This window comes from Gemmatimonadaceae bacterium, from assembly GCA_036003045.1.
Classification (GTDB): domain Bacteria; phylum Gemmatimonadota; class Gemmatimonadetes; order Gemmatimonadales; family Gemmatimonadaceae; genus JAQBQB01.
On sequence record DASYSS010000017.1, the window covers coordinates 219,148 to 234,920 of the forward strand.

Below are 15,773 nucleotides of genomic sequence, written 5' to 3' on the forward strand. Positions count from 1 at the left end.
TGAACCGTTCCCGCGACGCTCCGAGCTTTCGAAACGATGACCGCGCCTTCGACTGCCGTTCCCGTGCGCCCGACCATGCCGCCGTCGCCGAGGCTGTTTCTCGTCGACGGCTACGCGCTCATTTACCGCGCCTTCTTTGCCCTCATCGCGCGTCCGCTCACCACCAGCCGCGGCGAGAACACATCGGCCGCCTGGGGCGTCGCCAACTATCTCCAGCGGCTCGTCGAGACGCACAAGCCGGAATACCTCGGCTGGGTGCTCGACTCGGGCATGTCATTTCGCCACGAGAAATATCCCGCGTACAAGGCGACGCGCGAAAAGCTCACCGAAGAGCTGCAGTCCGACTTCGACCGTGGCATGGAACGCATCCGCGCCATTCTCGAATACTACCGAGTACCAATTCTCTCATTGCCTGGTTATGAAGCCGACGACGTCATCGGCACGCTCGCGCGCCAGAGCGTCGAAGCCGGCGTCAGCGCAGTGCTCGTGTCGGGCGACAAGGACTTTCAACAGCTCGTGCGGCCGGGCGTGTGGGTGCTGAACCCCGGACGCGGCGGCTCGGCCGCCGTCGAAGAGCAGTGGGTGAGCGTCGAGAACGGCGCCGAGCGGCTGGGCGTTGCCCCGAAGCTCGTCACCGACTTCCTCGCTCTCGTCGGCGACAGCTCGGACAACGTGCCCGGAGTAAAGGGCATCGGAGAAAAGACCGCACAGGAGCTGGTGAACACGTACGGCTCGATCGACAACATCCTGGCGCATGCCGCCGAGCTGACGAAGAAACGCCCCCGCGAGGCGTTGCTCGAACAGGGCGCGCTGGCCATTCTGTCCAAAGAGCTCGTCACCATCCGCGACGATCTGCCGATCGCGCTCGATCTCGCGAAGCTTCGCATCGCGACGCCGGATTACGCGCGCCTTCGGCCGCTGTACGTCGAGCTCGAGTTCCACACGCTGGCGAGAAATCTGCCCGTCGGCGAAGACGAGCCGGTCCAGGAGGAGACTCCCGCGCCGCCGGCACCGCCGGTCTCGTACGTCACGGTCGACACGCTGGCCGAGCTCGCGGACGCTCTCGATCGCGCTCGGGCGGCGCCGTTCGTCTCGATCGACGTGGAAGGTGTCGTCGACCCGCGCGCGCTTCAGGCGAACGATCCGCTTCGCACGTCGTTGGTCGGTCTCTCGATCGGCATTGCGCCGGGAGAAGCGTTTTATCTGCCGCTGGCCCACCGGCCGCGCACCGAACAGGGACAGGTCGGACTCGGCTTCGACGCTCTCCTCGGCGACGCAATGCCTGCCATGAGCGACGACGCCGCGTCCGGAAAACGCTCACGCGCGAAAAAGACGCCGGAACCGACCAGCATCGCCGCGCGCGCGCTGGCGCAGGGTGGACCGCCGCCGCTTTCGCTTCCCTCGATCGACAGCCCGGAACTCGCGCCGCTGCGAGCGCTCCTCGAAGATCCGGCCGTCAACAAGACCGCGCACGACGCGAAGTACGCGATCCTGTTGCTGCGCCTCGCGGGCATTACGCTGCGCGGGCTCGACTTCGACACGACCGTGGCGAGCTACGTGCTCGACCCCGGCCGCCGCTCGCACGCGATCGATCAGCTGGCGCTCGAGTTTCTCAATCGCAAGACCACGTCGTTCGAGGAGCTGTGCGGCAAGGGCAAAGAGGCGATCCCGTTCGATGAAGCGCCGGTGGCATGCGCGCGCGACTACGCATGCGAGCGTGCCGACATCGTCTGGCGTTTGCGCGAGCGCTTCGAGCCGCAGCTCGACGAGCTTCAGCTCGCTCGTCTCTTTCACGACATCGAGATGCCGCTCGTCGAGGTGCTCGCCGAGATGGAGTGGCAAGGCATCACGATCGACGTCGACTGGTTCGCGTCGCTCAAGGAGCGCTTCGAGCGGGAACGTCGTCGCGTGGAGAGCGAGATCTACGCGACGGCCGGCGAAGAGTTCAACATCAATTCCAATCCCAAGCTTCGCGAAATTCTGTTCGACCGGCTGCAGCTGCCGGTGCTGAAGAAGACGGCGACGGGCCCGTCGACCGACGCGAGCGTCCTTCAACAACTCGCCGAGGAAGGACACCGGCTTCCGGTGTTGCTGCTCGAGTACCGCGAGATCGCCAAACTCGAGAGCACGTACATCGACGCCCTTCCGTTGTACGTGCATCCGACGACGCGCCGCGTTCACACGTCGTTCAGTCAGACCACCGCGGCCACCGGTCGCCTGTCATCGAGTGACCCGAACCTCCAGAACATTCCGATCCGGCGCGAGCTCGGCCGCGACATTCGGCGCGGATTCATTCCGCGAAGCAGCTGGATGATGGTGTCCGCGGACTACTCGCAAATCGAGCTCCGGCTCCTCGCGCACTTGTCGGGAGATCCGGCGTTCGTCGAGGCCTTCCGCGCCGGCGGCGACATCCACCGCCAGACCGCGGCCCTCATCTTCGACGTGCCGCTCGACGCGGTCACGAAAGACATGCGCGCGCGCGCCAAGACGATAAACTTCGCCACGATTTACGGCCAAGGTCCGCACGCCCTGTCCCGGCAGTTGGGCATCGCGCACGCCGAGGCGAAGGCGTTCATCGAACGCTATTTCGAGAGATTTCATCGCGTGCGCGAATATCTCGACTCCATGGTCGATTTCGCGCGTCAACACGGCTACGTGCAGACCATTTTCAACCGGCGTCGCTACATCCCCGAGCTGCGCGACCGGAATTTCAACATCCGGGCGTTTGGTGAGCGAACGGCCGCCAACTCGCCGATTCAGGGCTCGGCCGCGGATCTGATCAAGGCCGCCATGATTCGGATTCACCGTGCGCTTCCCGCCGAGGGCTTGGAAGCGAAGATGCTCCTCCAGGTCCACGACGAGCTCGTTTTCGAGGCCCCGCGACCGGAGCTCGATCGCCTCACGGCTCTGGTCAGGCACGAGATGGAGCACGCCGCCGACCTGGCGGTGCCCCTCGTAGTCGACGTCGGGGTCGGCGAAAACTGGCTCGCCACCAAGATGGATTAGTGACGCCCGTCACAATACTCCCCTCGCAGCTTGCGACATGAGCCGCAAATCGAACGGCTGAGGCAGGCAAATCGGCCAGCCTGACAGCCAGTCAGAAACGCGTAATCAGTTGACAATACACGACTTGACATGAGCATGTGGCCCTGGGCACCCGGATTGCCCTTACAGCGGGCACAACCTGAACGGCATCCTGCCCATGAGCGACATCAAAACTCAGCCCGCCCCGCTACTGGTCGAGCGCGACTCCGCCCGACAGCGGTTCGCCGGCATTTGCGCCAGTCCGACGCGGACCAGTCGTCGCTCGGGCTTTACGCTGATCGAACTCCTCATCGTGGTCGTGATCATCGGCATCCTCGCCGCGATCGCGATTCCGAAGTTCCAGGCGACGAAGGGCAAGGCCTTCTACGCCGGTATGCGAGCGGACCTCCGCAACCTCGCGACGGCCGAAGAGGCGTACTTCTACGATCACGCGAACTACAGCAACGATCTCGACTCGCTGAAGCTCACGGCATCGAACGGCAACGTGGTGACGATCACCGAAAACACCGCGACCGGTTGGTCCGCGACGTCGCAGAATCCCCAGTCGTGGCCGCACTTCTGTGCCCTGTTCCTCGGCACCGCGGCGGCGGTTGCACCCGCGACCGCACAGGGAGTCGTCGCCTGCAATTGACGGGAACGCGCGTGTGACGCGCGTTCCCCCGCAGTATCGCGAATTCGAAAAGCGGCGTGACGGAATGATCTTCGCCATGGATGGCGGTCTGTGGATGCACCGCCATGTGTGGCGAGGCCGTCGAATGGCGCATCTCGTCTCTACGAATCGCTCGCTGCTCCTCGAGTACGGTGCTGCCGTGGGCATCGACGCCGAGAGACTGCAGTACAAACCCCTCAAGGATCCGCGCACCGGCATCCGCCGCGACGCATGGCACTGGGACCTCGGCGGTCCCTTTCTACCGCCGTCTACACCGGCGCGCTGACCGCTCCGGCGGCGCCGTCGATCCCACCAAGTTCTCGATCGATTCCTCGCATGTCGTCGCGCAACGAAGCGAACTCGCGCGCGAATCGCTCACGCAGCATCGGCTCGCGCCGAAAGACCAGGAATGCCCGCGCGCGTCGCCGTGTCCGGCCGAGTCGATCTCGGAACCAGAAGTTGATGTCCGCCGCGATTGGAAGACTGACGAGATAGATGAGCGCGGCGCGCCATCCCAGTAGCCAGTCGACGAACAGTGACTGCGCGATGTAAGTGACCAACACGAACACGGCGCCGCCGACTACCGCCCGCATCGCCGGATCCGCGTTGTCGCCCCCAGGTCTCGCGGCGACCGCACGAGCTGCCCGAAACGGCAGCCAGTGATTCAAGCCTCCCCAAAAAGCGATTGGCCCGCCGATGAGGAGAATCCACCCTTCTCGCACCACGAAGCGCGCGCCGGCCGCCGCGTCAAGTCGGATGTTCACATCCTCGAGTCGCAGACCGCGATCCGAGATTTCGCGTTGCAGCTCGTCGAGACGTGCGACGATTCGCTCTGCGCGCGCGCGCGCGTCGGCCGGCGCACCCGGAAGCCGCGCTGTCAGAACGTCGATGCGCTTTGCGATCGCCGTGTCGACGCCAAGTGGGCGTTCGCCCGCCCCGATCGTCGGCTCCTCCCCGAGAACCGCCGCGATCGACGAAACGAGCCGGACTGCGCGCGCCGCGTCGTCGATGGTCGAGTAGTTCAAGGTCAACGCGCGTAGGCGAGCCTCGATTTCGGCGGTCAGCGCGTCGGCTTGAGGAACGCCGGGCGGCGATTGCCACTCGTCGACGACAAGCGGCTCGCCGACTTCGGCGAACACTCGAGTGCGAGGAGACTGCTTGCGTTCGAAGGTCAAACCAATCGGAACGATCGCGAGCCCCGGCACGTCGCCTGACTCGCGTGCCGAGAGAGCCATTCGGGCCGCGCCCGTTTTGAGCGGGCCCAAAGACGGCGCATCGGTCGATCTTCCTTCGGGGAAGATCAGCACCGTTCCGCCACGCTGAAGCGCGGCATGCACGGCCCGGAACGTCGCACGGTTGCGCGCGGCGTCCAGGCCGCCGGTAGAACGCTCGTCACTCGCTCGTCGCAGCGGAACGACGCCGACCCATCGCAACAGCGTGTTGGCGACCGGGTTCTGGAAGATCGTTGCCTTCGCGGTTATCAGCACTCGTCGCGGAACGACCCACGCGACGACGAGCGCGTCGACCAAGGCGTTTGGATGGTTCACGACCAGCAGCAGCGGACGGCGTTTCGGGATGCGCTCGACACCGGCGACGTCAATGCTGCTGTAGAACCATCGAAGCGCGATCCCGGCGAGGGCGCGCAGCAACGCGTAGATCACTCGAAGAACACCCCGTCTCCCTCCTTCCCGACGGCACATCGGTCCGGTCAGCGGGCCGCAAAGCGGCGCCGAGATGACGCGCGAACCGGACGGCGCGGTACATCGTCCCAATTCCAGGGTAGCTCGCACCCCGGCCGATCACGATACGTCGCGTGACGTAGATGCTTTGCGGCTTCGCCGTTGACGCGGCCTGAAGCGGGTCCAAATTACGTGGAATGAAGCGGTTCCGCCGCATCGCCGCCGTGATCGTCTGCGCCGCCGTCGCGGCGCTCGCCTGCCGACGTGAGAAGCCCATCGCGGTTTCGGATTCGACATCCGCTCGGCCGGCCCCCGCATCCGATACCACCGCGGCACGCACGCCCTCGACTTGGGATCCAAGCGCGGGAGCGCTACTCCTCGTCGCCACCGATTCGCCTACCAAGGCGCTTGTAGTTCTTCCAACCGAAAGCGACACGACGCCGATCGCGACGATTCCCCATCCTGCGAGCGTTACACTCTTCGGTCGCGGAGGAAATGTCCAGACCGCGGACCTCACGAGCGTACGAGACACGCTTGGGTGCCTCGTCGCGCCGCTGACCGCGGCTCCGCCGCCGCATCCGTGGAACGTCGGATTCGTCGGCGGGGTGATCACGCCGCTCGCCGTGGACTCGGCGGCGTCGGTCGATCACGCGGATTCGGCCGTATTCGTGGCGTGGTTGACTCGCCTGGCGTCGGCGTTGCCGAACGATCCGGCGGGCCGATTCTCCGGCCTGCCGTTCGTCGTTCAGAGTCTCTGGCGCTTTTCAGTTCCCGACGGTCCGACCGTCGTTGTCGGCTCGCTCGTGCGGCAGATCAACCAAGAGGCGACGCCGCTGCAAGAGCGGACGTTCATCGTCGGCGAGCGGCGCGGAGCCGACACGACCTTCACCATGGGCTACGCCGAGCGCTCCTACGGACAGGAGGAGACCGTCGAAAGCCGTGAGTTGATCGCGGCTCTCTTGGCCGGCGACACGAAGACGCCGACCCTGGTGCTGGCGCGCGACTATGGCGACGACAACGCCTACAGTCTGGTCGAGCGCGGCGCCGACGGCCGCTGGCGCAACCGCTGGACCAGCCGTCGTCGCCACTGCTGACGACAGCGCGCTCGTCGCTCACGCATCGTCAACTCTGGCCAGCGCCGCGGGCGCGCCGACTCGCCCCGCGACTCCGGCGAGACCGACGAGTGTGAGCACGTACGGTATCGCCAGCGCCAGCTGATAGGGAATTCCAAGGCCAAGCGACTGCACCAGGAATTGCAGCGCGCTCGCCGCACCGAAAATGAGGGATGCAAGTGCGACCCCGGCGGGGTGCCATCGTCCGAGCACCACGATCGCGATCGCCACGAAGCCTCGGCCGGCGGACATCCCTTCGGCGAACGTTCCCGCCTGCGCCAGAACGAGCGTGGCCCCGGCGAGTCCCCCCGTCGCGCCTCCAAACAGAATGGCCAACCAACGATAGCGCCCTACCGGCACGCCGGCCGCGCGCGCCGCGGCTGGCGATTCGCCGATGGCGCGCAGCGACAACCCATCGCCCCGCCGGTACAACCACCACCAAAGAAGTGGAATGAGTAGATATGAAACGTAGGTCACCACCGGCTGGTCGAAAAGACCGTGGCCGAGGATCGGGATCCGGGATAGCACCGGAATCGCGACCGGTCCCGTCGTTGGAATCGACAGGGCCGCCCCTTGCGCCCCGTAGAACGCGCGATAGAGCGTTCCGGTCGCGCCAAACGCGAGCAACGTGACCGCGGTGCCAGTGATGATCTGATCGGCCCGCAACCCGACCGCGAATACGGCGAAGACCGCGGCCGTCAGGATTCCGCAGGCCACACCTGCGATGAATCCGCCCGCCAATCCGCCATGCGTCGCTCCGGCGAGCGCGCCGAACGCGCCGAAAAGGACGACACCTTCGAGACTGATGTTGATCACGCCGGCGCGCTCGACCACCAATTCGCCCAGCGCCGCCAGCGCAAGCGGCGTCGCCGTCCGCACCGACGAGGCGAGAAATGCGTCGCCTAACGAGATCACGGCGCGTCCCCCGCCCTCGCCGCGCGTCCGCCCATTTCGCGACCGATGCGGGCGCGGTCGGCCGCCACCATGACGAGGATGACGCTCGCCTCGACGACGGACACGACGACGGACGGAACGCCGGCATCGCGCTGCATCGCTGTTGCTCCGGCCTCCAAGGCGCCGAACACAATGCCAGTTCCCAACACGGCCAGCGCGTCGAGTCTCGCCAACAGGGCGACGGCGATCGCCGTGTACCCAAAGCCCGGCGAGATGTTCTCGTACAGGGCGTATGTCACTCCGGAGACTTCCACCGCTCCGGCGAGTCCGGCGAGCGCGCCGCTCAGCACGAAGGCACCGGTCGTCACACGACGAACGTCGATTCCGCCGGCCGATCTCGCCGCATCCGGATTCGCTCCGGCGACGCGCGCGCGAAAACCCGCCGCGGTATACCGGAGAGCCCACCAGCAGATTACGCAGGCCGCGCAGGCGAGCGCGAACCCGACGTGCAGACGCGTCGTCGTGCCGAAACGCGGCAGTTGCGCCGCGGCCACGAAGGTCGCAGTCTGCGGATAGATGTGCGTCGGCTCCTGCAGCGGCCCTCGCACCAAGTACGAAACGAGATACGCGGCGACGAAGTTCAGCATGATCGTGCTGATCACTTCTAGAACGTGAAATCGGGCGCGCAACACTGCGGCAATCCACGCCCACACCGCACCCGCGATGCTACCGCCGACCAGCAGGCAGATCACCAATGCCCATGACGGCGCTCGCGATGCGGTTAGCGCGATCGCGCTCGCCGCCGCCGCTCCGGTCAGGAATTGTCCCTCGGCCCCGATGTTGAACACGCCGGACTGAAAGGCGAGAGCGACCGCCAGTCCGGTCAGAATCAACGGCGTGGCGCGAACCAATGTTCCCGACCCGAATGCGTACCACGAACCGAACGACCCGTTCACGAGGGCGCGCGCGGCGCGCGAAACGTCGAACCCCAGCGCGACGAGCGTGAACGCGGTTCCGGCGACGATCGCGATCACGAGCCCGGGCGCGATCCAACGGGCTCGTCCCGCGGTGACGCTCACCGGCTGGCCTCGCCTCGACTCGTCATGCGGGTTCTCGGCGGGCCCGCGCGAGCCGGCGAATCGCCGCGATACCGGCGGCGGGGCCCATCGCGAGCATGGGGAACGCCCAACGCCAGCCGACCACACCGACGACCGGCGGCACGAGCTGGATCGATACCATGGTCAATAGAAATCCGAGTGATGTCTGTACAGTGAGCGCGGTGCCGACGGCGTGCGGCGGGACAGCCTCGGTGACGAGCGTGCTGAATTGCGCGGAGTCGGCGATCACGAAGAAACCCCACGAGAGCGCCAACGGAGCCAGTAGCCAGAGCGAGTGTCCGAACGCGGCGGGGCTGAGCAGCGCACAGGTTCCGCTCAAAGCCATCGCGACCATGACCAGCCGCTCGCGCCCACGCGCGTCCGCTTCCAGGCCGCCCCAGACGCAACCGATTCCGCCGATGGCGATGGTGCCGAACGCGATGAGCGACGCCAATTCGGGCGACACTCTCCCGCTCTCCGCAACGAGGCTCGCGCCGATGAACGACGGGATCCACGTCCAGAACGAGTACAATTCGAACATGTGTCCGAGATAGCCGCCGGTCGCCAGACGCCACTCGCGACGCGAGAGAACGTTTTGGACGAGGCTCCATGAAAAGGGCCTCGGCGCGAACGGAAACGGGCCATCTGAATAGCCCACCCCGACCAGCAACGCTGCGACGATTGCGCAACCGGAAGCGGTGAGCACGACCGCCGCCGGACCGGCGCTCGGAATCGCGTGAACGAGGTAGGGCGTCGCTTTCCCCACGGTCAGCGCCCCGACCACCGTGCCAATCGCCAATCCGCGGCGCGAACGAAACCACGTTGCCGCCATCTTCATCGCCGGCGGATAGACACCGGCGAGGGCCATCCCCGTCGCGAAGCGCAGAGCGAGCGCCGCGGCGAAGCTGCCGGCAACGACCACGCCCGCGTTCACCGTCGCGCCAATGAGCGCGGCGACGGCGAAGTACACCTTCGACGGAATGACGTCGGCGAGGTTGAGAAGCGCCGCGATCGCCGTACCGACGACGAATCCGAGTTGCACGGTCGTCGTGAGCCACGCGGCCTGACTCGTGGAAAGATTCCAGCGCGCCGCCAGCTGCGGCGCTACCGCGCTCGCCGCGAACCACAACGACATTCCCAGTAATTCGGCGGACGCGAGCAGCGCGAGCGCCCGCCACCGCCGCGCGTCGTCGTCGACCGCCGAATAGACCGCTGTCGTCACGCGACGCCGAGCATGGCGCGACCAACCGACTCGCGATCGCCTGCGACCTCGCGAAGCGAGCCGGCGTGCATCACCACCACTCGATCGGCCAGCGCCAATACCTCGTCGAGATCGCTCGAGTGGAGCACGACCGCGGCGCCGGCGTCGGCGGCCCATCGCAGACGCGCGTGCACATCTCGCGTCGCTCGAATGTCGAGGCCTCGCGTCGGATTCTCGGCGACCACGAGCTCGGGAGCATCGGACAGCTCTCGGGCGAGAACCAGCTTCTGCTGATTGCCCCCGGACAGGGCACGCGCCTTCTCGGAGGCGCCGCGACCTCGGACGTCGAATTCGCGCAGGGCCGTCTCGGCCGCTGCTCGCTCGGTTCTCCAGCTGATGCGTCCGCGGCGCCTCCCCATTCCGCGCAGGGCCAAGTTTTCGGCGAGCGAGAAATCCAAAACAAGGCCCTCACGCTGCCGATCTTCCGGAACGAATCCGATTTTCGGCGGCAGTTTAACCTGACCTCGCGAGACCGCCGTTCGCGCGGCCAGAACGCGCAGCAATGCGTGCTGGCCCGAGCCCTCGACGGCCGCGATGCCGAGGATCTCGCCAGCGCGGACTACCAAGGTCGCGTCCCGGACCAGAGCGACGTGTCGCTCGTCCTGCACCCAGACGCGAGTCAGTCGCGCGATTTCTTCTTTACCGAGCGATGAGGATTCGCGCTCAGGACCTCCTCGCTTTGGTGCCACCTCGCCCGTCATTTCTTCGCCGAGCAGTGACGTGGCGAGAGAGCGCTCGTCGACGGCGCCTGCCGCAGCATTGGCGACCAGGGCACCGCGGCGAAGAACCGTCACTTCATCGGCGATCGCGAGTGCCTCCCGAAGCCGATGCGTGATGAGGACGACGCTGCCGCCGCGGTCGGCGAACTGACGGAGCCACGCGAGCAGATCCGCCGCTTCCGCCGGAGCCAGAACTGCCGTCGGCTCGTCGAGCAAGAGCGTCGTCGCGTCTCGCGCCAGCGCCTTGACGATCTCGAGCCGCTGCTGCGCGCCAACCGGGAGCGATCCGGCGAGCGCGCCGGCGTCGAGCGCCAACCCGGTACGTTTGCCGATCGCGCTCACCACCTCCGCGGCGCGATCGGCTCGAAAGGCGCCGCGTCGTCCGAGCGCGACGTTCTCCGCGACCGTCATCGCGGGCACGTTGGTGAAATGCTGATGGACCATGCCGATGCCTGCGGCCATCGCCGCGGCAGGTGACGAAATCGCGCGCGGCGGATCCCCCGCAACCACGGTCCCGGAGTCCGCGCTGACGAGACCGAACGCCGTGCCGACGAGCGTTGATTTGCCCGCTCCGTTCTCCCCAAGCAGCGCGTGCACCGTTCCACGACGAACGCGAAACGACACGTCGCGCAGCGCCTGCGTGGTGCCGAATTGCTTCGATACGCTGGTGAGCGCCAGCGCGATGTTCTCCGATCGCGACTCGGCGTCGTTGGTCACAAGCCGCTGGGAACGTCGATGAACAGGGCCGACAGGTCGCCGCCGAAGTGCGAGACGACTTCGTCGGCGAGCGCGCGAACGCCGAGGGTCTCGGTTGCGTAGTGACCCGCATACATCACCACGATTCCCAACTCCGCTGCTTCAACGGCGGTGTGGTGCGGACCCTCGCCGACGATGAGTGTATCGAGACCGCGTCTGGCTGCCTCTCGCAAGCTCGCGGAGTCGGCTCCCGATCCGGTGCAGATTCCCCATCGGCGCGTGACTCTCGTCGCATCGAACGGTGTGACGACGAGCGTGCCGCGAAACTCGCGCGCCAGCTCACCAGCTTTCTCTGCCAACGTGCGTGTCGGGACCTCGTCCGACCCGCTGAGCCCGACGTCGATCGTTTGATATCGAACGAAGCCGCCGCTCGGAGTCAGCCCGAGCCGGTGGGCGAGCAACGCGTTGTTCCCCAGTCGCGGATGGACGTCGAGAGGAAGGTGCGCCGAGTAGACGGCGATGTCATTCTCCAGAAGCGCCCGCAGTCGTTCGTAGCGGTGACCCGTGACCGGCTGGGCGCCGCTCCAGAACATGCCATGGTGAATGATCAGGAGCTTCGCCCCGGCGGCGATCGTTTCGCGCACCGTCGCCGAGGAGAAGTCGACGGCCGCCGAAATTCGCGCGATTGGCCCGGTGTTGGCGACCTGCACGCCGTTTAGCGCGTTTGGGTAGTCGGGAATCGTCGCGAGATCGAGTGTCGTGTCGAGAAATTCCGCGATCGCCGCGAGCGGCACGCCGTGGCTAACGCTCATCGAGTCGGCGATTGATGCGTCGAGTCGCCGGACACGGTGAGCCTTCCCGCGAGCATCCGGTTCTGCAGCGAATCGATTCTCGCCAGAGTGGCCGCGGGAATGCGCGACCGCAGCGCCGGGTTGACCACGAGCGTCACGACATGGCTCGCCTCGCCCAACTCGACCACCCGCGGCTTGAAGGTGCCGGCCTTGACCTCCTTCGCGATGGTGAGAAAGGCCAGCGGCAGATCGATCACGACACTTCCGAGTGTGATCTCCGGTGCGACGCTGTTTTGGTCCGAATTCGATCCGATCACGAAGACCGATCGGCGCTCGCGGGCTGCCTGGAAAACGCCGAGCCCGGCCGCGTCGGCATTCTGGAAGATCACGTCGACGCCGCGCGAGTACTGCGCGATCGCCTGCTCCTTGCCGGCGCTTACGTCGTCCCAGTTGCCGATGTAGGACGAGATGACGCGAATCTTCGGATTGGCATCCTTCGCCCCGCGCTCGAACGCGCGAAAGCTCGTGACGACTGGGGGAAGCGCCGTCCCGCCGATCACCCCGACCGTGTTCGTGCGCGTCATCGTTCCGGCGAGCACGCCTGCCAGATACGAGGCGTCGTCGAAGCCGAAGGTCAGCCCGGCCAGATTTGGTCCGGCCGTGCTCCCAGACGTCGTTACAAAAATAGTATGAGGAAACTCTGGCGCGACGCGGCGGGCGGCGTCCTGAAACTCGAAGCCATGCCCGAACACGAGGTTGTATCCCTGGCTCCCGTACTGCCGGAAGTTTTCGTCGAACTCGGCCGGAGTCTTCGTCTCGATGTTGCTGATGCCGGCGCCCAGCGAGTCGCGGATCTCCAAGAGCCCGCGGTATGCGCCCGAATTCCATGATTGGTCAGAGACCGGCCCCGGCGTGAGCAGCGCAACCTTGAACGCTTGGCCGACGGTAGCGGCCCCCTGCTTTTCGCCCGCGCAGGCGGCGATCAAGATCGCAACGGCTAGCGTGGCGGCCACCGTGGACAACGAGGCTTTCCTGGAGCGCCAAGACAAGCCAATGCTTTTCATTTCAACGAGTTACTCGTCTGTGGACGACTGTGGATTGTTTAGAGAATGGCATATGCTGATCGATCGACGCTAATGGCGTTAACAAGCGCGATGATGCTCCTATGATGTCGCGATTTTCCTCTCACCAATGGTGCTCATCGCGCAAGATGAGACCAAGCAGACGATCTAGGTCGTCGTTCGAGTAAAACATCACTTCGATCGTGCCCTTGGCGGCGCCGGAAAGTTTGACTTTGACGTCCGTCTGGAGATATCGCCGCAAATCGTCTTCAATTCCCCGGGCGGCCGCGTGGACTGGCATGGACTCAGGAGCACTCTCGCGCTTCGACTTCGGCGCTGGCTTCTCGCCGGTAGCCGTGCGCTCGCGGACGAGCTGCTCGAGCTCTCGAACGCTCAGGCCCTTCTCGGCCGCGAACTCGCCGACCTCGCTCATGAGTGCCGAGTCGGCCAGGCCGAGCAGGGCGCGCGCGTGACCGGTGGATAGTCCACCGTCCTCAACCATTTTCTGGACGGCGTCTGGCAAGGCCAATATTCGCAACAGATTCGTAATCGTCGTTCGATCCTTTCCGACCGCCTCTGCCACCTGCTGGTGGGTTAGGTGAAACTCCTCGATCAGCCGCCGATAGCCGCGGGCTTCTTCGAGGGGATTCAGGTTGGCGCGCTGGAGATTTTCGACGAGCGCGAGCACGAGCATGGTCCGGTCGTCGAAGTCGCGGACCAAGGCTGAGATTTCGGTCCAACCGAGGTTGGACGCGGCCCTCACCCTTCGCTCTCCGGCGATCAACTCGAACGCATCGCCGAGTCGGCGAACGCTGATCGGTTGGAGCAGCCCGCTCGACTTGAGGGAGGCCTCCAACTCGCGCATCTCATCCGGATCAAAATCCCGTCTGGGCTGAAACGGATTTGGTCGAACGCGAGACAATGGGATGCGCTGCAACTCGCTCGCAGTCGCAGTCGTGGTGGCGCTGGCGGAAATCAGTGCTTCGAGTCCTCGGCCGAGCCGACGGTCTGAGCTCATCGTGTTCTCCGCATAAGTTCTTTGGCGACGGTCATGTACGCTTGTGCGCCGATCGAGGCGACATCATAGAGCATGATTGGCTTGCCGAAGCTGGGAGCCTCCGCGAGCCGGACATTCCGGGGAATAACCGTCTCGAACACCTCGGACCCGAAGTACTCCCGCGCATCCAGGGCAACCTGTCGAGAGAGGTTCAGGCGGGCGTCATACATTGTGAGGAGCACGCCGATTATAGCCAGGCTCGGGTTCACGCTGCGCTGCACGAGGTGGACTGTATTCAGCAGTTGAGAGAGACCCTCGAGGGCGTAGTACTCGCACTGGAGGGGGATGAGAAGGGAGTCGGCCGCTGCCAGCATGTTCAGCGTGATGAGTCCGAGCGACGGCGGACAATCGATCAGGATGTATTCGTATCGGTGACGAACACTGGCGACGGCGTCTCGCATCATGCGGTCGCGGTTCGGTCGATCGACCAGTTCGACCTCTGCCCCGGCGAGGTCTGGGGTCGCTGGCGCCACGTCGAGGTGTTCGAAATGGACGTGCTCGATGATCGCGTCATCGAGCGGGGTCGCGCCAATCACGACGTCGTAGACGGTGCTTCGCACCTGCGGCCGCTCGACGCCGGAGCCGCTTGTCGCGTTTCCCTGCGGATCGCCGTCGATAAGAAGCGTTTTGGCTTCTGCTGCTGCCAGGCTCGCGGCGAGGTTTACGGCAGTTGTCGTCTTACCAACGCCACCTTTCTGGTTGGCTATTGCGATAACACGCGCCACGTGAGTCCGGGATTGCGCGCCGCAGGCACGGGGAGTGGCCGGCAGACGACGAGGCCGAGTCGATGTTCCGCGGCCAATCTATTCGGGCCGGCCAAGAGGAACAATGTTCCACGTGAAACAAACTGATAGTCGCCAACCAGAGAACTGTTTCACGTGGCACTTAATGGTAGCGGGTCACGGACCAACTACCCCCTAACGGGACCGCCTTCTCTATTTTCCCGGAACGAAAGCCCACTTCGCGCTAACGGTCGCGCTGATCGCCTGCTCTCCCGGCGTGATCGGCGTCGCCGCGGCGCGAGCCATCATTGGCTGTATCATCGGCATCGGCCTGATCGGCATCGATGTGCTGAGCTCGAGGAGCTGGCCAATCGACCCGCCCGCTGCGCGAGCCATCGCCTCGGCCTGCGACTTCGCGTCGGCGACCGCTGACGCCAGCGCAACCGAGCGAACCGAATCGGACTTCGACGACAAGAACTGCAAGCTCGAGATCTCGTTCGCTCCCTTCGCCAGCGCAGCGTCAATCGCTCGGCCGACATCATCGATCCGACGCAGCTTCAGAAGCAGGGAGTTGGTGACGCTGTAGGCGACCGTCCGTGGTGCCTGAGACGGCGTGGTGGGATACGACATCTCCGGGCTGACGCCGTAGTTTGCTGTCTCCAGTTGGTCGCCGGCGATTCCGATCTGTCGAAGCGTGTCCATTACGGCCTTCACACGCCGGGCATTCTCGGTGGACGCGGCGCTCGCAGTCGCGCCTCGCGTCTGAACCGCGATGTAGATCGTCGCTCGGTCTGGAACCGCAGATGCCTCACCAACTCCCGTGGTGGCTATCATCGGCGGGCCTGAGAACCCTGGGGCCTGGGCGAGAAGAGCCGTACTGCCTATCGAGACCGCTCCGACGACGATCGCAAGACGAGCACGCATGGTCCGTCTCCGGTGAACGCCTGATCACTCACTCAGCCCTGCATCGGGCCCGTGTCATCGAATGTA

14 protein-coding genes are annotated in these 15,773 nt (G+C 65.4%); 4 read left to right on the forward strand and 10 right to left on the reverse strand.

Annotation, left to right across the window (positions count from 1 at the left end):
* The first annotated feature begins 36 nt into the window (after nt 1-36).
* From polA to VGQ44_03075, 3 genes are all read left to right on the forward strand, one after another.
* Nucleotides 37-3,006, forward strand: coding sequence for a DNA polymerase I (polA, locus tag VGQ44_03065; GenBank protein ID HEV8445765.1), 2,970 nt, complete (start codon nt 37-39; stop codon nt 3,004-3,006).
* Between the two features lie 196 nt (nt 3,007-3,202).
* Nucleotides 3,203-3,676: a type II secretion system protein gene (locus VGQ44_03070; GenBank protein ID HEV8445766.1), complete on the forward strand. Its 474-nt coding sequence runs from the start codon at nt 3,203-3,205 to the stop codon at nt 3,674-3,676.
* A 13-nt stretch (nt 3,677-3,689) separates the two neighbouring features.
* Nucleotides 3,690-3,980, forward strand: coding sequence for a hypothetical protein (locus VGQ44_03075; protein ID HEV8445767.1), 291 nt, complete (start codon nt 3,690-3,692; stop codon nt 3,978-3,980).
* On the opposite strand, the gene VGQ44_03080 is transcribed toward VGQ44_03075, so the two are convergent.
* Nucleotides 3,964-5,355 (reverse strand): lysophospholipid acyltransferase family protein, encoded by a 1,392-nt coding sequence (locus VGQ44_03080; GenBank protein HEV8445768.1) that lies wholly within the window; start codon nt 5,353-5,355, stop codon nt 3,964-3,966. The two genes, VGQ44_03075 and VGQ44_03080, sit on opposite strands and share 17 nt — an antisense overlap.
* A 215-nt stretch (nt 5,356-5,570) precedes the next feature.
* Between VGQ44_03080 and VGQ44_03085 the strand changes: the two genes are divergently transcribed.
* Nucleotides 5,571-6,467 (forward strand): hypothetical protein, encoded by an 897-nt coding sequence (locus VGQ44_03085; GenBank protein ID HEV8445769.1) that lies wholly within the window; start codon nt 5,571-5,573, stop codon nt 6,465-6,467.
* Between the two features lie 18 nt (nt 6,468-6,485).
* On the opposite strand, the gene VGQ44_03090 is transcribed toward VGQ44_03085, so the two are convergent.
* The 9 genes from VGQ44_03090 to VGQ44_03130 form a co-directional block, all read right to left on the reverse strand.
* Nucleotides 6,486-7,400, reverse strand: a complete 915-nt coding sequence (locus VGQ44_03090; GenBank protein HEV8445770.1) for an ABC transporter permease — start codon at nt 7,398-7,400, stop codon at nt 6,486-6,488.
* The gene (locus VGQ44_03095; protein ID HEV8445771.1) at nt 7,397-8,458 is read right to left on the reverse strand and encodes an ABC transporter permease; all 1,062 of its coding nucleotides are present in this window, start codon (nt 8,456-8,458) and stop codon (nt 7,397-7,399) included. The genes VGQ44_03090 and VGQ44_03095 overlap by 4 nt, the downstream gene beginning before the upstream one ends.
* A 22-nt stretch (nt 8,459-8,480) precedes the next feature.
* Nucleotides 8,481-9,698, reverse strand: a complete 1,218-nt coding sequence (locus VGQ44_03100; protein HEV8445772.1) for an MFS transporter — start codon at nt 9,696-9,698, stop codon at nt 8,481-8,483.
* A complete protein-coding gene (locus tag VGQ44_03105) occupies nt 9,695-11,173 on the reverse strand; it encodes an ATP-binding cassette domain-containing protein (protein HEV8445773.1) in 1,479 nt (492 codons plus the stop codon). Before VGQ44_03105 ends, VGQ44_03100 begins: the two co-directional genes overlap by 4 nt.
* Nucleotides 11,170-11,964, reverse strand: coding sequence for a Nif3-like dinuclear metal center hexameric protein (locus VGQ44_03110; GenBank protein ID HEV8445774.1), 795 nt, complete (start codon nt 11,962-11,964; stop codon nt 11,170-11,172). The genes VGQ44_03105 and VGQ44_03110 overlap by 4 nt, the downstream gene beginning before the upstream one ends.
* Nucleotides 11,961-12,956: a BMP family protein gene (locus tag VGQ44_03115; protein HEV8445775.1), complete on the reverse strand. Its 996-nt coding sequence runs from the start codon at nt 12,954-12,956 to the stop codon at nt 11,961-11,963. The genes VGQ44_03110 and VGQ44_03115 overlap by 4 nt, the downstream gene beginning before the upstream one ends.
* Before the next feature lie 172 nt (nt 12,957-13,128).
* Nucleotides 13,129-14,022, reverse strand: a complete 894-nt coding sequence (locus tag VGQ44_03120; protein HEV8445776.1) for a ParB/RepB/Spo0J family partition protein — start codon at nt 14,020-14,022, stop codon at nt 13,129-13,131.
* Entirely contained in the window at nt 14,019-14,786 is a 768-nt protein-coding gene (locus VGQ44_03125) for an AAA family ATPase (protein HEV8445777.1), read from the reverse strand. The genes VGQ44_03120 and VGQ44_03125 overlap by 4 nt, the downstream gene beginning before the upstream one ends.
* 210 nt (nt 14,787-14,996) lie before the next feature.
* Entirely contained in the window at nt 14,997-15,707 is a 711-nt protein-coding gene (locus tag VGQ44_03130) for an SIMPL domain-containing protein (GenBank protein ID HEV8445778.1), read from the reverse strand.
* Nucleotides 15,708-15,773: the final 66 nt, after the last annotated feature.